Origin of the sequence: Vibrio sp. 10N.222.55.C7 (assembly GCF_041473335.1) — a bacterium.
Classification (GTDB): domain Bacteria; phylum Pseudomonadota; class Gammaproteobacteria; order Enterobacterales; family Vibrionaceae; genus Vibrio; species Vibrio crassostreae_C.
In genome coordinates this window covers 145,232-164,204 of record NZ_JBFRSC010000019.1, presented here as the reverse complement: position 1 = coordinate 164,204, position 18,973 = coordinate 145,232, and the positions used below count along the sequence as shown (strand labels likewise).

Genomic DNA, 18,973 nt, shown 5'->3' with positions numbered 1-18,973 from the left:
ACTTTTAATATAAATTACTGTTTAAAATTGAAATGCAGCACATGTAACTTATGCTTTCGGTGTGTGGTGATATAAATATTCTTTTTGGGGTAGATCGCTGATCAAAATAGATAAAGCGAAAGATCAACCTATGATCTTCGATTGTGTGTCGTACTAATTTAGTGTGCTATTATTAACCAATAACAAGCTTGCATAGGAACAAGCTGTACCCGATTACACAATTGAAAGCCTTAGTGAATGGAACAACAATTTTTATTAGAAGGTCATCGAGCCGTCAATAGTTTGCTGCGGAAGCTTGCGCTTGGGATGGATCGCAAAGATTTAAATCACAAGATTATTCAGCTTACCGAGCAGCGCATGGCTTCAATTTTACTGCTCAACTCAGAGTCTAAACGTTACACCTTGAGTATGCCCCAAACCTGCCTGATTTTTACAATCAACAGATTGAAGGGATAGGAATTGGTGCGGGGATAGGCTCTTGTGGCGAGGCAGCTGCGCTTAAGAAAGCAGTGATGGTCTCCAACATAAATGCACACCCAAACTGGGCACCTTTTCTGGTCTTAACCAATCAAGCGAATTTACATGCCTGTTGGTCGGTCCCCATTATCTCGTCGCGCGGTAATGTGTTGGTTACCTTCGCTATTTATAGCCAGTACATCTCTGAACCACATGAATTTGAGCTCGAGATCTTAGAGCTACTGGCTTCCCTGTATTCGGTAGCACTAGAGAAGTTTGAGCTGGAGAACCAGCTAAACTTTTTCGCTAATCGAGATTCTTTAACCCATTGCTTGAATCGTCGCGCATTGTTTAATGAAGCGGAGAAAGTGTTGGCCAAGCGATGCTTTTCTGAAAAGGTGATGGCGTGTTTGTTTGTTGATGTCGATAAGTTCAAATCAATAAATGATACCTATGACCATAGTTTCGGTGACGATGTGTTGCTGGCGGTTGCCGAAGTTCTTGATGAGGCAACCACAGCATGTGCCAAGATAGGGCGTTATGGTGGTGATGAGTTTGTGGTGTTCTCATGTTTTGATGATCAAGAAAGCGTTGTTAGCTTCTACCACAGCTTAGAGAAAGCACTGCAACAAGCGCTTTATATCAATGATGTGCAATTCTCGGTGAGTGTCGGGCTTTCTTGTGACAAAGATCCTCAAGGATTAGACCAGTTGATCGCACAAGCTGATAAGAACATGTATCAAATCAAGCAAGCCAAGTCTCAACAGTAGTAGATTGTAAAAATAGTAGTAAATTAGGAAATGCTAATGAGTGAAAATATCTGCCCTAAATGCCAGTCTGAGCTAGCTTGGGATGGCAAGTATCACTGTGAAAGTTGTCAGGCTCACTTTACTAAAGTTGGGTTTTGTCCTGAGTGCAGCAGCCAACTTGAGAAGCTTCAAGCCTGTGGTGCGGCGAGCTATTTTTGCAACGGTGATTGCAACGAGTTGAAATCTAAGTCGAGAGTAAAATTCGAATTTAAACCAGCGGAATAGCCTTAAACTCATGGTTTGAACGACCATCGGTGATGTTATACCAGAGACTCAATACTAAAGTGTTGGGTCTTTTTTGTATCTGAAGAACAGGAATGTGTCATCTTGGTTCATTCCCACCGTCACTGCACCAGTATGAAACATAGTTACATGATTGCTATGCACTCTATTGGTGTGAGTTTCTTTTAAATTCTATTAATACAATTGCTTATAAATAATTTCATTGGTTTATAAGTTTGGCACTCTTCTTGTAACTCTGTAATTGAATAACAAAAATACAATTATGGAGTAATATCATGAACAAGGTGTTCAATTTATCGCTAGCTGCACTGTGTACAACACTTTCATTTTCTTCTGCAACAGTGTTTGCTGCTGATGAGACCATCAAGGTCGGTGTTCTACACTCACTCTCTGGCACCATGGCGATCAGTGAGACAACGCTAAAAGATACCGTGCTAATGCTCATCGAAGAGCAGAACAAAAAGGGCGGTTTGCTTGGCAAGAAGCTAGAGCCTGTCGTGGTTGACCCTGCGTCAAACTGGCCGCTATTTGCAGAAAAAGCACGTGAGCTTATCGAAAAAGAGAAAGTGGATGTGGTGTTCGGTGGTTGGACATCGGTATCACGTAAATCCATGCTGCCTGTTTTTGAAGAACTCAACAGCATCCTTTTCTACCCAGTACAGTATGAAGGCGAAGAGTCTTCTAAAAACGTTTTCTACACCGGTGCCGCGCCAAACCAACAAGCGATCCCTGCAGTGGATTACTTGATGGAAGAGCTTGAAGTTGAGCGTTGGGTACTTGCAGGTACCGATTACGTTTATCCACGTACTACCAATAAGATCCTTGAAGCCTACCTAAAAGATAAAGGTGTCGCAGAAGAAGACATCATGATCAACTACACGCCATTTGGTCACTCTGATTGGCAATCTATCGTTTCTGATATCAAAAAGTTCGGCGAAGCAGGCAAGAAAACCGCTGTGGTTTCTACTGTGAACGGCGATGCGAACGTACCTTTCTATAAAGAGCTAGGCGCTCAAGGCATTTCATCTGAAGACATCCCAGTTATTGCATTCTCTGTTGGTGAAGAAGAACTGTCAGGCATGGACACAGAACCATTGGTTGGTCATCTAGCGGCATGGAACTACTTCATGAGTGTTGATACTGAAGCTAATGAAGAGTTCGTTGAAACGTGGCAGTCGTTCATCAAGAGTGAAAAGCGTGTCACCAATGACCCAATGGAAGCGCACTATGTTGGCTTCAATATGTGGGCTCAAGCGGTCACTAATGCGGGCACAACCGATCCTGAATCTGTGCAAGATGCCTTGATTGGCGTGTCTGTACCTAACCTTTCTGGCGGCTACTCTACCATGCTGCCAAACCACCACATTACTAAACCAGTCCTGATCGGTGAAATCCAAGACGATGGTCAATTCGATATCGTTTGGGAAACCACTGGACTAGTGGCGGGTGATGCTTGGTCGAGTTACTTACCTGAATCGGCAAAACTGTTCTCTAGCTGGTCGAAGCCATTCTCATGTGGTGCGTTTAACGTCGAAACGAAGAAGTGTTCTGGCGGTAACTAGATCGTCAATTCAGGAATATTGAGCCTTCCGGTTTGGGAAGAACGCGTCTGTTTAACGGGCGAAGCGAACGGAAGGCTCATCGTTTCAGGTAACAACCACTATCCACACATCCTCCAAGTAAAAATAACAATATCTAACTTGGTTGGTTAAGGAAGCAGGGATGAAAAACGTATTAAACGTATTTAAAGCGCTGTTGCTCATGGCAGTCAGTGCTCAGTTGGCTTTTGCTGGAATAACGGATGAAGCTAGCTTTACCAAGGCGCTAGTTGGTAAGAAAACATCGGATAAAGAATTAGCTATCGATTGGGTGATTGAGACGCAAACGGAAGATGTGTCGAAAGCTATTTTAGATGGCTGGTTAAACGGAAACCTTTACTACTTCAATGAGAAACAGAGCGAGCAGTACAAACAGCTCTACCTCATTCAAAGTATCAAAACAGCGACGTCAGCTCAGTCAGTATGGGATGATTCAACGCTTAATATCGAGAATGCGAGACAGTTTAAAAAGGTTCGTGTGAATAACAAACTTCGCGGGATATTACGCGGGGAAATAGCCTCGATTGGACTGAACAGCGGCAACCCTGATGTGCGTTATAAGGCGGTTTTGGATTTGTTAGGAACCAAAGACGCTGACATTATCGAACGACTAACTGAACTCAGAGCCAATGAATCAGATGGCAAAGTAGCTGAGCTAATGGATTTGTCGTTAGCGATTGCCACTTCTCTTAATAACAGTGCCACCATTGAAGATCGTGTGGCTTCAATTGAACGAGTTGGCGACTTCAAACACTCGGTCGTTCTGAAAACACTGAACCAACTACTGAACAGTGAGCAAGATCCAAGCATTACCGCTGCAGCAGAACGTGCGATGGATAGCTATCAACAAAGCCAAGCACTCTATTCGGGTGTAGAAACAGTATTCTTCGGTTTGAGTTTAGGCTCGGTATTGGTACTGGCAGGCATTGGCTTAGCGATTACCTTTGGTGTGATGGGCGTTATCAACATGGCTCATGGCGAGCTGATCATGATTGGCGCTTACACCACCTACGTATTGCAGTTGTTGATGCCGAATCATATTGGCCTAGCGCTGATACTTTCCATTCCAGCGGCATTCATTGTTTCTGGCTTAGTGGGCATTGCGATTGAGCGAAGTGTGATTCGTCATCTTTATGGTCGCCCATTGGAAACCTTACTCGCGACCTTTGGTATTAGCTTAATCTTGCAGCAGGCTGTTCGTTCTATTTTCTCTCCTTTGAACCGCTCAGTGAGCACGCCTGAATGGATGTCTGGAGCACTTCAATTAAACCCAATGTTGTCCCTGACCTACAACCGCCTTTACATCATTCTCTTCTGTGGTTTGGTGTTTATGGGCTTATTAATGGTTCTGAAAAAGACACCACTAGGTTTGCAGGTTCGTGCGGTTTCTCAAAACCGTGGCATGGCTCGTGCGATGGGTATTCGTTCAGAGCGAGTTGATGCGATGACCTTCGGTTTAGGCTCTGGCGTTGCGGGTGTTGCAGGCGTGGCACTGTCTCAACTGACCAACGTTGGCCCTAATATGGGACAGGCGTACATCATCGACTCATTCATGGTGGTGGTATTCGGCGGTGTTGGCAACCTATGGGGCACGCTAGTCGCAGGCTTAAGCCTTGGTCTGTTCAATAAAATTTTAGAACCATGGGCTGGTGCGGTTCTCGCCAAGATTCTGGTACTGGTTTTCATCATTCTATTTATTCAAAAACGCCCACGCGGACTCTTCCCGCAACGTGGTCGTGCGGCTGAAGGTTAAGGACAACATCATGCAGTCAAAATCATTTGTACTTTCGGCAATGCGTGGTGACAAAGGTGGCCAACTGACCATCCTTGCCATTCTAGCGGCCGTTATTCTTATCCCACTGGCTAACACCATGTTACCAAGTGGGCACCCGCTCCATGTAGAGACTTTTACTATCTCGCTGATGGGCAAATATCTGAGCTACGCAATGTTGGCGTTGGCGCTCGATCTGGTGTGGGGCTATCTCGGAATCTTGAGCCTTGGCCACGGTGCTTTCTTTGCGCTTGGTGGTTATGCGATGGGCATGTACTTGATGCGTCAGATTGGTGACCGTGGGGTTTATGGTGATCCAGTCTTACCAGATTTCATGGTGTTCCTTGATTGGTCTGCGTTGCCGTGGTTCTGGCAGGGCTTTGACCAGTTCTGGTTTGCTTGCCTGATGGTGGTGCTAGTGCCGGGCGCATTGGCTTACTTGTTCGGTTATTTAGCTTTCCGCTCTCGTGTGTCCGGGGTGTATCTTTCTATCATGACTCAGGCATTAACTTACGCATTGATGCTGGCATTTTTCCGCAACGAAATGGGCTTTGGTGGCAACAACGGACTGACGGATTTCAAAGACATCATCGGTCTGAGTTTGCAGAGTGATGCGGTCAAGATAGGTCTGTTTGTCGCGACTGGTATTGCGCTTATTCTCAGCTACATAGCTTGTCGCATGGTGGTGACCAGTCGACTAGGTCGTGTGGCATTAGCGATTCGTGATACGGAATCACGCACTCGCTTTATGGGCTATGACGTCGATGGCATCAAGCTGTGGGTCTTCGTTCTTTCTGCGGTTATCGCCGGTATTGCCGGGGCTTTATATGTCCCTCAAGTGGGTATTATCAATCCGGGAGAATTTGCTCCTCTTAACTCGATTGAGATTGTGGTTTGGGTAGCCTTAGGCGGTCGTGCCACTCTGTTTGGTGCCATTGTCGGTGCATTGATCATCAACTACGCCAAGAGTTGGTTTACGGTTGAGTTCCCGGAGGTGTGGCTGTTTGCTCTGGGTGGACTATTCGTACTCTCAACCATGTACTTCCCACAAGGTGTGATTGGCTTTGTCAGTGAAAAGTGGCAGCAGCTGCGCAAGGCATCAAATGGGAAAAACCAAGATAAAGATAAGGATGATCAGCACAAGGCCAAGGAGGTGATCGCATGACCACATTTAATAGCGTAAAGGAATCGGTTCAGGCGTTCACTCGTCGAGACGAAGTCTTTGATTACCTCAAACCCGATATTCATCCTGCCATCGATACTCGACATAACGTGCTGTTGTATGTCGAAGGCGTCAACAAAAGCTTCGATGGTTTCCAAGCGATAAACGACCTCAACCTCTACATCAAAGAGGGAGAGCTACGCTGTATCATAGGTCCTAATGGCGCAGGTAAAACCACCATGATGGACATTATCACAGGTAAAACTAAGCCAGACACCGGCGAGGTGTGGTTGGGTTCGAACATCAACTTATTGAAGATGAACGAAGCCGAAATCGCCAATGCAGGCGTTGGGCGTAAATTCCAAAAACCGACCGTGATTGAGTGTTTAACTGTGTGGCAGAACCTTGAATTAGCCATGGCCGGTGACCGCTCAGTGTGGGCGACGTTCACCGCTGTGATGTCTGGTGAACAGAAAGACAAATTGACCTCGGTACTTGAGCTGATTCATTTAAAAGACGAAGCGGCGAATTTGGCAGGTAACCTGTCTCACGGACAAAAGCAGTGGTTAGAGATCGGCATGCTATTGATGCAAAACCCTAAGCTGTTGCTGGTGGATGAACCCGTGGCAGGTATGACTCACCAAGAAATGGATCGCACCTCTGAGTTACTTAACTCACTGGCAGGTAAGCACTCGGTTGTGGTCGTTGAACACGATATGGATTTCGTTCGTTCTATCGCCAGCCATGTCACCGTGCTTCATCAAGGTCATGTGTTGGCTGAAGGCACCATGGATCAAGTGCAGGCTCACCCTGAAGTTAAACAAGTTTATCTCGGAGAATAGGATGCTAGAGGTTAAATCAGTTAATCAATATTACGGTGAGAGCCACACGCTGTGGGATTTGGATATGCAGATCCCAGAAGGTAAATGCACGGTGCTAATGGGGCGAAATGGTGTCGGTAAAACCACCTTACTGCAATGCATTATGGGGTTGGTGAAGGTTGAAAGCGGTGACATCTCCTTATCGGGTGAGTCACTTTTGAAAACCGATGCCGAGGACCGTCCACGCCAAGGGATCGGCTATGTACCGCAAGGTCGCCAGATCTTCCCAATGCTCACTGTTCAAGAAAATCTAGAGGTCGGTTTACCGATTCGTAAAAAGGGTGACCGCAAGATCCCTGAATTCATCTTCGATATTTTCCCAGTGTTAAAAGAGATGCTACATCGTCGCGGTGGTGATTTATCGGGTGGCCAGCAGCAACAGCTAGCGATTGGGCGTGCGCTGGTGGTTAATCCAAAGCTATTGATCTTGGATGAGCCGACGGAGGGTATTCAACCCAATATTGTGCAAGAGATTGGCGACATCATTCGCATGCTCAACGAGAAAATGGGGCTCACGGTTCTGTTGGTTGAACAGAAGCTGCCGTTTGCAAGAAAGGTCGGTGACCGTTTTTGCATTATCGACCGTGGACGCCAAGTGGCAGAAGGTGAAATGACAGGGCTCGATGAGTCCTTGATAAAGGAGTACCTAACCGTATGAATTCTCTCTTTTCTCCGAATGAAGTAAGCAAGGCTTCTTTAGTAGAAGCTTTATCTTTGAATGAGACCATCGAACAAGATATTCGTGATGGTTGGCAAGCGAGTTTAAACCTCACCTTTGTCGATCGAGGTGATAAAACCGTATTAAAGAATCGTCAGCAGTCTGGTCCGCTTGCGGTGCAACGCCCCCTGTATCCTGATGGGGAAACGTGTCACACCTACTTACTCCATCCCCCCGGCGGAGTGGTAGGTGGTGACACTCTCAATATTAACGTGAATCTTGAGCACGGTGCTCACGCGTTGATTACCACACCCGGTGCGACCAAGTTTTATCGCTCAAACAACAAGTACGCCAAGCAGAAGCAGACCCTACGAGTGAAGAAAGATGCACGCTTGGAATGGATGCCGCAAGAGAACATCTTTTTCCCCAATGCACACGTTCGTTTAGATACTGAAATTCGCCTAGAAAAGGGTGCACAGTTTTGGGGTTGGGAGATGCACTGTTTTGGACGCCCTGCACAGAATGAGGGATTCGAGCATGGTCATCTCGTTGGGAAAACAGAAATCTATCTTGATAATCAAAGGCTTCTGACTGAAGGCTTTAATTTTCATGGTGGCGATAAGTTAATGATAAATATGGGGTTACTTGATTATTCAATGATGGGAACCTTTTATATCACCTCAAATGAGAAGCAAGATCTAGAGTTGGTACAGAGCTTGCTCATATCTATTACACAGCAAGCTTCACAGCAATCAGTTACATCAAAAACGTCGAGTGAACCCACATTAATATTGGGTGCTACTCAGATAGAAGGATTGATTGTGGTGCGAGCCTTGGGTAATTGGAGTGAAGATATCCTCCAAGCCTTTGGTCAGATTTGGCAAGCAACTCGCTCTCATTTATGTGGTACGACTCCTGATTTACCAAGGATTTGGGCGACTTAGCGATTAGCCCTTTTTGTACCTAGGGTGACTTCCGACCCTAGGTACATTTTTTCAAGCTTGCTGTGATTGAATCCCACTTACTGCTCATGCGTTTTTGAGCAATAAGAAAACAACACTAACAGCGGGCGGCTAAATGGAATTAACACCAAGAGAAAAAGATAAGCTACTTATCTTCTGCGCAGGAATGCTGGCACAGCAGCGCAAACAAAAAGGCTTAAAGCTCAACTACCCAGAATCTATCGCACTGATCAGCAGTGCCATTCTCGAAGGTGCCCGCGAGGGTAAAACCGTTTCAGAATTAATGGATTTTGGACGCACACTTCTTACTGTCGATGACGTTATGGAGGGGATCCCTTCCATGATCCCTGATGTACAAGTCGAAGCCACTTTTCCTGATGGCACCAAGCTGGTGACCGTTCATGAACCTATCGTGTAGGGAGAAGTAATATGGCTGGTTCCACAAAACAATACTCAGGATTCGTTCCCGGAAAAGTAGAAACCGCACCGGGTGACATCACTCTCAATGAAGGCCGAGACACAACGTCCGTTAAGGTACAAAACATTGGCGATCGTCCTGTTCAAATTGGCTCTCATTACCACTTCTATGAAGCAAACCCTTCGCTGATCTTTGACCGAGAAGCCACTAAAGGTTTTCGACTCAATATTCCTGCGGGCACCGCAACCCGCTTTGAGCCGGGTCAGTCGCGTAGCGTCGAGTTAGTGCGTTACGCCGGTAAGTTAGAGATCTATGGCTTCCAAGGAAAGGTGATGGGCAAGCTCTAAGCGCTCCCACGGAATAATGAAAATAACAAAGGATTGAACATGGCGACGATATCCAGACAGGCTTATGCCGAAATGTTTGGGCCAACAGTCGGTGACCGAGTGCGTCTTGCTGACACTGATTTATGGCTAGAAGTTGAAAAAGATTACACCGTATACGGCGACGAAGTGAAATTCGGCGGCGGCAAAGTTATCCGTGATGGACAAGGGCAAAGCCAACGTCCAAGTGCCGAAACTCCAGATTTGGTGATCACTAACGCGATTGTGTTGGATTACTGGGGCATCGTAAAAGCCGATGTCGCAGTCAAAGATGGTCGAGTTCAGGCATTGGGCAAAGCGGGCAACCCAGATGTTCAACCGGGCGTTGATATTGTGATTGGCCCGGGCACGGAAATTTTAGCAGGCGAAGGTTCAATCTTGACTGCTGGTGGTATTGATTCACACATTCATTTTATTTGCCCACAACAGATTGAAGAAGCACTGGCGTCAGGTGTGACAACCATGATCGGCGGTGGCACTGGACCAAACACAGGTACTAACGCGACCACATGCACACCGGGGCCTTGGAACATGCACCGCATGCTAGAGTCACTCGATCAATTCCCGATGAACTTTGGTTTGTTAGGCAAAGGCAATGCCAGTCAGCCAGAAGCACTACGTGAGCAAGTAGCGGCAGGCGCGGTGGGTTTGAAGTTACACGAAGACTGGGGAACCACTCCCGCTTCAATCGATACCTGTTTGAGTGTGGCTGACGAGATGGACGTACAAGTAGCGATTCATACCGACACTCTGAATGAATCTGGTTTTGTTGAATCGACACTTGGCGCAATCGGCGACCGCGTGATTCATACCTATCACACCGAAGGTGCGGGCGGTGGTCATGCTCCCGATATTATTCGTGCTGCAGGTGAGCCGAACGTTTTGCCTTCCTCAACCAATCCAACACGCCCTTACACCATCAATACCGTCGATGAGCACTTAGACATGTTGATGGTCTGTCATCACTTGTCACCATCGATTGCTGAAGATGTCGCGTTTGCTGAATCTCGTATCCGCCGTGAAACCATTGCCGCAGAAGACATTCTTCATGACTTAGGTGCCTTTTCGATGATCGCTTCGGACTCACAAGCAATGGGACGTGTAGGCGAGGTGATCACTCGAACTTGGCAAACTGCGCACAAGATGAAAGTTCAGCGCGGCAGCCTAAAAGAAGATTCAGACTACAGCGATAACTTCCGATTAAGACGCTATGTCGCTAAGTACACCATCAACCCAGCGATCACTCATGGTATGTCTCATGAAATCGGTTCTATCGAAGCAGGGAAATTAGCAGACTTAGTGTTGTGGAAGCCCGCTTTCTTTGGTGTGAAACCTAGTGTGATTTTGAAAGGCGGCATGATCGCCATGGCGCCGATGGGTGACCCAAATGCTTCAATCCCAACACCTCAGCCAGTCCATTACCGTTCAATGTTTGGTAGCTACGGCAAGGCATGTCAAAACACATCAATGTTGTTTGTTTCTAAGGAAGCCAAGGCGCAGAACATTGATAAGCAATTGGGTTTGCAGAGCTTGATTGGTGTTGTGAGCAACTGCCGAAATATCAGCAAAGCCGACATGAAGCTCAACGATTGGATGCCAAAAATTGAGGTCGACTCTCAGACGTATCAAGTACGCGCCGATGGTGAATTGCTAACTTGTGAGCCTGCTGAAGAACTACCAATGGCACAACGGTATTTTCTATTTTAAGAGCTCGGCTGAAGGCTTTTATTTTAGCGCTGAGCTGAAGGCTCTTGTTCTAGCTCTTAGCTAAGGGCTTTTAGGCTGAAGGCTCCTAATTTAAACGTTATAAATCTCACAAGGAGATTGAGGTAATAGCATGATTGAACTGACTCAACTGAATACTCAAATACAAAATGCACCGGACGGCTACTTAAGCCTGCCGATCGATAGCCGCATTAAGAGCCGTCTTAAGGTGATGCTCGATGACGGGCGCAATGCCGGACTGTTTCTACCACGAGGTCATATCTTGCGTGGTGGCGAACAACTCTCAAGTAAATGCGGTTTAGTCGTAGAAGTGAAAGCGGCACCAGAAACCGTTTCGACTGTTTACTGTGAAGACTTGCTCCTGTTAACGCGAGTGGCGTATCACCTTGGTAACCGTCATGTTCCGCTGCAAGTGGAAGCGGGTTGGGTTCGTTATCAACACGACCATGTTTTAGATGAAATGGTTGAAGGCTTAGGCGCGAAAGTGACCACTGAGAAACAACCGTTTGAACCAGAAGGCGGTGCTTATGGCGGTCGCTCTGGTGGACATCATCACCATCATTAATCGAGTCATTTGAGACCCACCCATTTATAGATACAACCACGATATTAATAATTATAAACGCAAGGAACTCGCGATGAACTTTAAAACAGCTGCAGGCTTATGTACTTTCACACTGGCTTCTCTAACAACATCAACGATGGCTTTCGCTCACCCAGGACATGGGGCGCATTCAGTTCATGAGTCTCACTCATTTATGTCTGGCTTAACTCACCCTGTGACAGGTATGGATCACCTGATCATGTTGATCGCTTTTGGTCTGTTAATTGGCGCACTTTTATTCTCCACCAAGACAAAAGCCGCTCTGATTGGCGGCGGATTGGTGTCTTTGGTGGTAGGGCTTATCGCAGGCCAAGCCCTAGGCTTCTCTGTGATTGTTGAACCTGCAATCATCGCTTCTCTATTCGTTGTCAGCTTATGTTTATGGCACGTGTTCTCACCATCGACTAAGCGAGTGAACAGTGTATTAGCGGCTTCGATTGGCATGTTGTTTTTCCATGGTTATGCGCATGGCGTTGAAGCGGCAAGTAACCTAACTCAGTTTGCAACTGGCATGAGCATCACTGCTTTGGCTTTGATGGTTATCGGTGCTTTTGTTGGCCGCGCGGTTTACTCAAAATGGATGTCGGTTGGTGTGGCTTCAGCAAGCGCACTATTACTGTTAGGCGCGTAAGCTCTCGAACTTATTTGATTCTAGAAGACTGAGGGCACGGTTATGACCACAACAGAAAATGTCGCCATCTATCGCCTGTTTCAATTGATCAGTCCGTCATTGCCGATTGGTGGGTTCACTTACTCGCAGGGTTTAGAGTTAGCGGTTGAAGCGGGTTGGGTGACCGATCGCAACAGCATGGAACAGTGGCTCAACACCATCGTCAACTCCAGTGTCGCGACCTTGGAATTGCCTATATTAGAGCGTCTTTACCACGCTCTAGAAAAGGGGGAACTCGATGAGATTGAGCACTGGTGTAATTACCTGTACTCAAGCCGTGAAACCAGTGAATTGCGAGCGGAAGAGAAACAGCGTGGGCAAGCATTGAATACTTTGTTGAAGCGCTTAGATATCGATATTTCACAGGTGGACTCTGTTGATAGTCACCCAAACCAATTGTTGGGCATGTGTATGGCGGCTCAGCATTGGGGCATTGATTTAGAAAGCCTCAAGCAAGGTTACTTATGGAGCTGGCTTGAAAATATCGTTACCGCAGGCGTGAAACTGGTGCCTTTAGGTCAAACCGACGGGCAGTTGGCATTGATTAATATCACCAACACCTTTCCTGAGGTGATCGAAAAGGCCCACGCGATAGAAGATTGGATGGTAGGCAGTTTTTCGCCATCAATGGCATTAGCAAGCTCACTGCACGAAACACAATACACGAGACTATTTCGTTCGTAGCGGTCAGCGCGAACGAGGTAGCAAGAAAAGAATATAAGGAAGTAGACAATGGAAAGTTATAAGCAACCCCTTCGAATTGGTATTGGCGGCCCGGTAGGGTCTGGTAAAACAGCGTTGTTAGAGGTGCTGTGTAAAGCAATTCGAGACAAGCTGAATATTGCAGTCGTAACCAATGACATCTACACCCAAGAAGATGCAAAGATCCTCACTCGCGCTGAAGCTTTAGAACCTGACCGTATCATCGGTGTTGAAACGGGCGGTTGCCCGCATACTGCGATTCGTGAAGATGCGTCGATGAACCTAGCGGCCGTTGAAGAGCTGGCTAAGCTGCACAAAAACCTCGATGTGGTATTCGTCGAAAGCGGTGGTGATAACTTGAGTGCGACGTTCAGCCCTGAATTAGCCGATCTTACCATCTACGTGATTGATGTAGCGGAGGGGGAGAAGATCCCACGTAAAGGTGGTCCGGGTATTACACGATCCGATCTGTTAGTCATCAACAAGATCGATTTAGCACCGTATGTTGGCGCGTCACTTGAAGTGATGGAGCAAGACACTCAACGCATGCGACCAACTAAGCCATACGTGTTCACCAACCTCAAAGAGAGCCAAGGTTTAGATTTCATCATCAACTTTATTGTGACGGAAGGGATGCTGACCATGAAGGAGCCTTCTACGACGGAGTCGTGAGTAAGGTTTGAATCAGGTTGTTTTCTTTTACAGCCAGTAGATATACAAAAGCCCTGTCGATTATCGATAGGGCTTTCTGGTTTTAAATGATTTTCAACGTTCTAGTCGAACCTAAAGCCCACTCTTAGCGACTCTTGTTGTCACTTGCGATTCAATCACACCGTCTTCAACTTGAGTGGTGATCACTTCACCGACTTCGACATCGTTAATTGATGATACTGTCTTGCTCGATGCGGAATGAGTAATGCTGTAGCCACGCTTTAGGGTTGCCAGTGGACTAACGGTTTCTAGCTTCTCTGCAGCCATGGCTAGCTGATGGCGAGTGGTTAGCAGTGTTTTATCCATCGCATCTAATAGCTTTTGCTCTGAACGTTGCAGATGCAGTTTTTGTTCACCAAGGCGCTTCACTGGTGAGTTCAACTGAAGTTGGTGCTGTTTACGTTCAACACGCTGTGCATGTTGTTTTAGGTATTGAGTCATACCACGACGCAAACGCATGTCTAGGTCATCAAGCTGCTGACTCTGCTTTTGCAGTTGGTAGCTCGGGTGCTGTTTCTCCAAGCGGTATTTTAACGTTTGAGTGGATTGTGCTTGTTTGATTAACACATGACGAATCGCACTCACCAAGCGAGCACGTTTAGAGGCATAAGCTTGCTCTTTATGACTGTTGTCACGGCTAACCAATTCTGCAGCAGCTGACGGCGTTGGAGCACGCATATCTGCGACGAAATCGGCGATAGTGACGTCAACTTCGTGGCCAACTGCGCTGATAATCGGGATCTGGCTTGCTGCAATTGTGCGAGCAACGATCTCGTTATTGAAGCACCATAAGTCTTCTAATGAACCGCCGCCACGACCCACGATCAACACATCACACTCATTGCGTTCGTTAGCTCGTCCAATCGCTTGAGCAATCTGAATTGCCGCCTCTTCGCCTTGAACCATGGTCGGGTAAACCACAACAGGCAATGAAGGATCGCGCCTTTTTAGTACATCAAGAATATCAAACAGCGCTGCACCGGTTTTAGATGTGATAACGCCAACACGTTTTGGGTGTTCAGGAAGAGCTTGCTTACTTGATTGAGCAAACAGTCCTTCTGCGGCAAGGTTCATCTTCAGTTTTTCAAACTCTTGCTGAAGCTTGCCGTCACCCTCTGGCTGCATGCTTTCGATGATCAGTTGATAATCACCACGTGGCTCATAAAGAGACAGGCGAGCTTTGACTAGAACTTGATTACCATTCTGGGGCTTAAAGGTGACACGGCGGTTATTGCCACGAAACATGGCGCACTTAACTTGAGCGCGAGAGTCTTTAAGCGTGAGGTACCAGTGACCAGATACAGGTGCAGAGAAGTTTGAGATTTCACCAACGAGCCAGACTATTCCCATTTCGTTTTCTAATAGGAGACGAACCTCTGAGTTGAGGCGAGAAACAGTAAAGATGTTTGGATTAGTCATAGAAGCACTATCTTTCCTTGAAGGAAGGTCTTTCTTGGAATCTCACAGGGCGTGAGTATGGAAGATAGCGGCAATATAATACATAGCAAGGGGGTAAATGCAAATTAAAAGTACAAAAATGTGTAGCCAAGCGATTTCGCCGTGCGTATAATCCGTCTGCAATATCAAATCCAAATCACTTTATTATGCGAAACGATAAAGTTGGGTTTACTCCTTTTAACACCTTTGTTGTGAGATATTGCAAATGCTACGAATCGCAAAAGAAGCTTTAACTTTTGATGACGTTTTACTCGTCCCAGCACACTCAACCGTTCTTCCGAACACAGCTGATCTTCGCACTCAGTTAACGAAAAACATTTCTTTAAACATCCCAATGATCTCTGCATCGATGGATACTGTTACGGAAGCACGCCTAGCAATTGCCCTTGCGCAAGAAGGTGGTATTGGCTTTATTCATAAGAATATGTCAATCGAGCAGCAAGCTGAAATGGTTCGCCAGGTTAAAATTTACGAAGCTGGTGTGGTTTCTCACCCAGTAACTGTAAGCCCTGACGCGACAATCGCTGATGTTGTAGCCCTTACTCAAAAACACGGCTTCGCCGGTTTCCCTGTTGTTACTGAAACAAACGAATTGGTTGGTATCATTACTGGCCGTGACGTTCGCTTTGTTACTGACCTTTCTAAGAAAGTTGATGTAGTAATGACGCCTAAAGCTCGCCTTGCTTCTGTTAAAGAAGGTGCAACTCGTGAAGAAGTTCAAGAGAAAATGCACGAAGCGCGTGTTGAAAAAGTTCTTGTTGTAAATGATGACTTCCAACTGACTGGAATGATCACTGCAAAAGATTTCCACAAAGCAGAACGTAAACCAAACGCATGTAAAGATGAGCGCGGCAGCCTACGTGTAGGTGCAGCTGTTGGTGCTGGTGCTGGTAACGAAGAGCGTGTTGCTGCTCTAGTTGAAGCTGGCGTAGACGTTCTACTTATCGACTCTTCACACGGTCACTCTGAAGGCGTACTTAACCGTATCCGCGAAACTCGCGCTGCATACCCTGATCTACAAATCATCGGTGGTAACGTAGCAACTGGTGCTGGCGCACGTGCTCTTATCGAAGCGGGTGTTAGTGCAGTTAAAGTTGGTATCGGCCCAGGTTCAATCTGTACGACTCGTATCGTTACTGGTGTTGGTGTTCCTCAAGTAACAGCAATCGCAGACGCAGCGGAAGTTGCAAACGAATACGGTATTCCAGTAATCGCAGATGGCGGTATCCGCTTCTCTGGCGATATCTGTAAAGCTATCGTTGCTGGCGCATCTTGTGTGATGGTTGGTTCAATGTTCGCGGGTACTGAAGAAGCACCGGGTGAAGTTATTCTTTACAACGGTCGTTCTTACAAGTCTTACCGTGGTATGGGTTCTCTTGGCGCTATGTCTCAAGGCTCTTCTGACCGTTACTTCCAATCTGACAACGCTGCAGACAAGCTTGTTCCAGAAGGTATTGAAGGTCGTATCGCATACAAAGGTCGTCTAAAAGAGATCGTTCACCAACAGATGGGCGGTCTACGCTCAAGCATGGGCCTAACGGGTTCTGCAACTGTTGAAGACATGCGTACTAAAGCTGAGTTTGTTCGTATCTCTGGTGCGGGCATGAAAGAATCTCACGTACACGATGTTCAAATCACGAAAGAAGCACCTAACTACCGTTTAGGTTAATAATACGTCCAAACGTTTGAATAATGTGCTGATTTAGTCGGCACATTAATATACCAATCGTAGTAAATAACTGGTCATCCTAGCTTGTTAAAAACCTCGATAACTTCGTTAGAATTTTTGATTGTAGAATAACTACTTATCAGAACTCTTTGTCGAATAGAGCAGCCTCGTTCTCAGGCTTTTTTCCTACGCTATTCCTGAACACTTACTTACTGTGATTGGTATTATATCTACCGCCTGTTTTGTTAAAAGTCCGATTGTCTCAAAACACGTGGTTAAAGATATCTAACGAAAACGTTTGCTTTATTTCTTGAAGAGTTAATCAGAGGTGAGTAAACTCACCTCCGTTTTATCACATAGCCAATAAGACTGCTTACAATGACTAAAAATATTCATGACCAACGTATTCTAATTCTAGACTTCGGTTCTCAATACACACAGCTAGTAGCTCGTCGTATTCGTGAGATCGGTGTTTACTGTGAACTTTGGAGCTGGGACGTAGAAGAAGCGGATATTCGTGAATTCAATCCAGACGGCATCATCCTATCTGGTGGTCCTGAAAGTGTAACGGAGGAGAACTCTCCACGTGCACCTCAGTACGTATTTGATTCAGGTGTTCCTGTATTCGGTATCTGCTACGGCATGCAAACTATGGCTGAGCAACTTGGCGGTAAAGTAGCAACGTCTACTGAGCGCGAGTTCGGCTACGCAGCGGTACAAGTGACTGGCGAATCTGCACTTTTCGCTGACCTTGAGTCTACTCAAGATGTTTGGATGAGCCACGGCGACAAAGTAGTTGAGATTCCAGCTGATTTCACAAAGATCGCTGAAACAGACACTTGCCCATACGCTGCAATGGCAAACGAAGAGAAGAAGTACTTCGGTGTTCAATTCCACCCAGAAGTAACACACACTAAAAACGGCCTGAAAATGCTTGAGAACTTCGTTCTTAACGTATGTGGTTGTGAAGGTCTGTGGACTTCAGCTTCAATCATTGAAGATGCAGTTGCACGTATTAAAGAACAAGTAGGTGACGACGAAGTTATCCTTGGTCTTTCTGGTGGTGTTGATTCATCTGTAGTTGCGATGCTTGCTCACCGCGCTATCGGCGACAAACTAACATGTGTATTTGTTGATAACGGCCTTCTTCGTCTAAACGAAGCTGAGCAAGTTATGGATATGTTTGGTGACCAGTTCGGCCTAAACATCATCAAAGTCGATGCAGAAGATCGTTTCCTTAAAGCTCTGGAAGGCGAAGCTGAACCAGAAGCTAAGCGTAAAATCATCGGTCACGTATTCGTAGATATCTTCGATGAAGAGTCTAAGAAACTATCTAATGCTAAATGGCTTGCTCAGGGTACTATCTACCCAGACGTAATCGAGTCTGCAGCATCTAAGACAGGTAAAGCACACGTAATCAAATCTCACCACAACGTTGGTGGCCTTCCTGATGATATGGAAATGGGTCTTGTTGAACCTCTACGTGAGCTGTTTAAAGATGAAGTACGTAAGATCGGCCTTGAGCTTGGTCTTCCATACAACATGCTTTACCGCCACCCATTCCCGGGTCCTGGTCTAGGTGTTCGTGTTCTTGGCGAAATCAAGAAAGAGTACTGTGATCTACTGCGTCGCGCAGATGCTATTTTCATTGAAGAGCTTCACGCTGCTGACCTTTACCACAAAGTATCTCAAGCATTCACGGTATTCCTACCAGTACGTTCAGTTGGCGTAATGGGCGATGGCCGTAAGTACGATTGGGTTGTATCTCTACGTGCCGTAGAAACTATCGACTTCATGACTGCTCACTGGGCACACCTACCATACGACTTCCTAGGTAAGGTTTCTAACCGTATTATCAACGAAGTTAACGGCATTTCACGTGTTGTTTACGATATTTCTGGTAAGCCACCAGCAACTATCGAGTGGGAATAATCTCTTAGAGATTTAACCAGCTTTGATTAAGATCTTAAGCCTCGAACTCAGTTCGGGGCTTTTTTCTTTTCGATTGATTATATTGATTCATTACATTAAAGGCTTATGAGCAATACCTCGAAATCAAATGAACAATAACTAGAAACCAAATGAGTTGGAAA

17 protein-coding genes and 1 pseudogene are annotated in these 18,973 nt (G+C 46.1%); 17 read left to right on the top strand and 1 reads right to left on the bottom strand.

Features of this window, described 5'->3' with window-relative positions; all coding sequences use genetic code 11:
* The first annotated feature begins 237 nt into the window (after window positions 1-237).
* The 15 genes and pseudogenes from AB4482_RS07120 to ureG all read left to right on the top strand — a co-directional run bounded on the left by AB4482_RS07120 (window position 238) and on the right by ureG (window position 13,714).
* A pseudogene (locus tag AB4482_RS07120) lies at window positions 238-1,226 on the top strand (sensor domain-containing diguanylate cyclase).
* 36 nt (window positions 1,227-1,262) lie between these two features.
* On the top strand, window positions 1,263-1,490 hold the full coding sequence (locus AB4482_RS07115; RefSeq protein WP_017062829.1) for a zinc ribbon domain-containing protein: 228 nt from the start codon (window positions 1,263-1,265) through the stop codon (window positions 1,488-1,490).
* Window positions 1,491-1,783: 293 nt separating this feature from the next.
* Entirely contained in the window at window positions 1,784-3,070 is a 1,287-nt protein-coding gene (gene urtA, locus AB4482_RS07110; RefSeq protein ID WP_004735113.1) for an urea ABC transporter substrate-binding protein, read from the top strand.
* A 160-nt stretch (window positions 3,071-3,230) separates the two neighbouring features.
* Window positions 3,231-4,859, top strand: coding sequence for an urea ABC transporter permease subunit UrtB (urtB, locus tag AB4482_RS07105; RefSeq protein ID WP_372055855.1), 1,629 nt, complete (start codon window positions 3,231-3,233; stop codon window positions 4,857-4,859).
* Between the two features lie 10 nt (window positions 4,860-4,869).
* Window positions 4,870-6,042, top strand: a complete 1,173-nt coding sequence (urtC, locus tag AB4482_RS07100; protein WP_017062507.1) for an urea ABC transporter permease subunit UrtC — start codon at window positions 4,870-4,872, stop codon at window positions 6,040-6,042.
* On the top strand, window positions 6,039-6,881 hold the full coding sequence (gene urtD, locus AB4482_RS07095; RefSeq protein ID WP_017062506.1) for an urea ABC transporter ATP-binding protein UrtD: 843 nt from the start codon (window positions 6,039-6,041) through the stop codon (window positions 6,879-6,881). Before urtC ends, urtD begins: the two co-directional genes overlap by 4 nt.
* A 1-nt stretch (window position 6,882) precedes the next feature.
* Window positions 6,883-7,578, top strand: coding sequence for an urea ABC transporter ATP-binding subunit UrtE (gene urtE / locus AB4482_RS07090; protein WP_017062505.1), 696 nt, complete (start codon window positions 6,883-6,885; stop codon window positions 7,576-7,578).
* Window positions 7,575-8,522: an urease accessory protein UreD gene (locus AB4482_RS07085; protein ID WP_017062504.1), complete on the top strand. Its 948-nt coding sequence runs from the start codon at window positions 7,575-7,577 to the stop codon at window positions 8,520-8,522. Before urtE ends, AB4482_RS07085 begins: the two co-directional genes overlap by 4 nt.
* Window positions 8,523-8,655: 133 nt before the next feature.
* A complete protein-coding gene (ureA, locus tag AB4482_RS07080; protein ID WP_004735119.1) occupies window positions 8,656-8,958 on the top strand; it encodes an urease subunit gamma in 303 nt (100 codons plus the stop codon).
* An 11-nt stretch (window positions 8,959-8,969) separates the two neighbouring features.
* Window positions 8,970-9,305, top strand: a complete 336-nt coding sequence (locus AB4482_RS07075; protein WP_004735120.1) for an urease subunit beta — start codon at window positions 8,970-8,972, stop codon at window positions 9,303-9,305.
* A 39-nt stretch (window positions 9,306-9,344) separates the two neighbouring features.
* Entirely contained in the window at window positions 9,345-11,048 is a 1,704-nt protein-coding gene (gene ureC, locus AB4482_RS07070; protein ID WP_017084416.1) for an urease subunit alpha, read from the top strand.
* A gap of 130 nt (window positions 11,049-11,178) precedes the next feature.
* Entirely contained in the window at window positions 11,179-11,631 is a 453-nt protein-coding gene (gene ureE / locus AB4482_RS07065; protein ID WP_017062501.1) for an urease accessory protein UreE, read from the top strand.
* A gap of 73 nt (window positions 11,632-11,704) precedes the next feature.
* Window positions 11,705-12,301 carry a HupE/UreJ family protein gene (locus tag AB4482_RS07060; protein WP_372180753.1) on the top strand — a complete coding sequence of 199 codons (597 nt, stop codon included), beginning with the start codon at window positions 11,705-11,707 and terminating at the stop codon, window positions 12,299-12,301.
* Window positions 12,302-12,343: 42 nt separating this feature from the next.
* A complete protein-coding gene (locus tag AB4482_RS07055; RefSeq protein ID WP_017067584.1) occupies window positions 12,344-13,024 on the top strand; it encodes an urease accessory protein UreF in 681 nt (226 codons plus the stop codon).
* Window positions 13,025-13,072: 48 nt separating this feature from the next.
* Window positions 13,073-13,714 carry an urease accessory protein UreG gene (gene ureG / locus AB4482_RS07050; protein ID WP_004735125.1) on the top strand — a complete coding sequence of 214 codons (642 nt, stop codon included), beginning with the start codon at window positions 13,073-13,075 and terminating at the stop codon, window positions 13,712-13,714.
* 111 nt (window positions 13,715-13,825) lie between these two features.
* On the opposite strand, the gene xseA is transcribed toward ureG, so the two are convergent.
* The gene (gene xseA, locus AB4482_RS07045; protein ID WP_372131459.1) at window positions 13,826-15,172 is read right to left on the bottom strand and encodes an exodeoxyribonuclease VII large subunit; all 1,347 of its coding nucleotides are present in this window, start codon (window positions 15,170-15,172) and stop codon (window positions 13,826-13,828) included.
* A 244-nt stretch (window positions 15,173-15,416) separates the two neighbouring features.
* On the opposite strand from xseA, the gene guaB reads away from it, so the two are divergent.
* On the top strand, window positions 15,417-16,880 hold the full coding sequence (gene guaB / locus AB4482_RS07040) for an IMP dehydrogenase (protein ID WP_017062496.1): 1,464 nt from the start codon (window positions 15,417-15,419) through the stop codon (window positions 16,878-16,880).
* A 378-nt stretch (window positions 16,881-17,258) separates the two neighbouring features.
* Window positions 17,259-18,812 (top strand): glutamine-hydrolyzing GMP synthase, encoded by a 1,554-nt coding sequence (gene guaA / locus AB4482_RS07035; protein ID WP_017059729.1) that lies wholly within the window; start codon window positions 17,259-17,261, stop codon window positions 18,810-18,812.
* Window positions 18,813-18,973 lie beyond the last annotated feature (161 nt).

Bases quoted from the DNA above. Each gene is read 5' to 3' on its own strand.
- guaA (WP_017059729.1), top strand. From the start codon at position 17,259: ATGACTAAAAATATTCATGACCAACGTATTCTAATTCTAGACTTCGGT.
- xseA (WP_372131459.1), bottom strand. From the start codon at position 15,172: ATGACTAATCCAAACATCTTTACTGTTTCTCGCCTCAACTCAGAGGTT.
- AB4482_RS07055 (WP_017067584.1), top strand. From the start codon at position 12,344: ATGACCACAACAGAAAATGTCGCCATCTATCGCCTGTTTCAATTGATC.
- urtB (WP_372055855.1), top strand. From the start codon at position 3,231: ATGAAAAACGTATTAAACGTATTTAAAGCGCTGTTGCTCATGGCAGTC.
- AB4482_RS07115 (WP_017062829.1), top strand. From the start codon at position 1,263: ATGAGTGAAAATATCTGCCCTAAATGCCAGTCTGAGCTAGCTTGGGAT.
- ureG (WP_004735125.1), top strand. From the start codon at position 13,073: ATGGAAAGTTATAAGCAACCCCTTCGAATTGGTATTGGCGGCCCGGTA.
- urtE (WP_017062505.1), top strand. From the start codon at position 6,883: ATGCTAGAGGTTAAATCAGTTAATCAATATTACGGTGAGAGCCACACG.
- AB4482_RS07060 (WP_372180753.1), top strand. From the start codon at position 11,705: ATGAACTTTAAAACAGCTGCAGGCTTATGTACTTTCACACTGGCTTCT.
- AB4482_RS07085 (WP_017062504.1), top strand. From the start codon at position 7,575: ATGAATTCTCTCTTTTCTCCGAATGAAGTAAGCAAGGCTTCTTTAGTA.
- urtA (WP_004735113.1), top strand. From the start codon at position 1,784: ATGAACAAGGTGTTCAATTTATCGCTAGCTGCACTGTGTACAACACTT.
- ureC (WP_017084416.1), top strand. From the start codon at position 9,345: ATGGCGACGATATCCAGACAGGCTTATGCCGAAATGTTTGGGCCAACA.
- urtC (WP_017062507.1), top strand. From the start codon at position 4,870: ATGCAGTCAAAATCATTTGTACTTTCGGCAATGCGTGGTGACAAAGGT.
- ureA (WP_004735119.1), top strand. From the start codon at position 8,656: ATGGAATTAACACCAAGAGAAAAAGATAAGCTACTTATCTTCTGCGCA.
- ureE (WP_017062501.1), top strand. From the start codon at position 11,179: ATGATTGAACTGACTCAACTGAATACTCAAATACAAAATGCACCGGAC.
- AB4482_RS07075 (WP_004735120.1), top strand. From the start codon at position 8,970: ATGGCTGGTTCCACAAAACAATACTCAGGATTCGTTCCCGGAAAAGTA.
- urtD (WP_017062506.1), top strand. From the start codon at position 6,039: ATGACCACATTTAATAGCGTAAAGGAATCGGTTCAGGCGTTCACTCGT.
- guaB (WP_017062496.1), top strand. From the start codon at position 15,417: ATGCTACGAATCGCAAAAGAAGCTTTAACTTTTGATGACGTTTTACTC.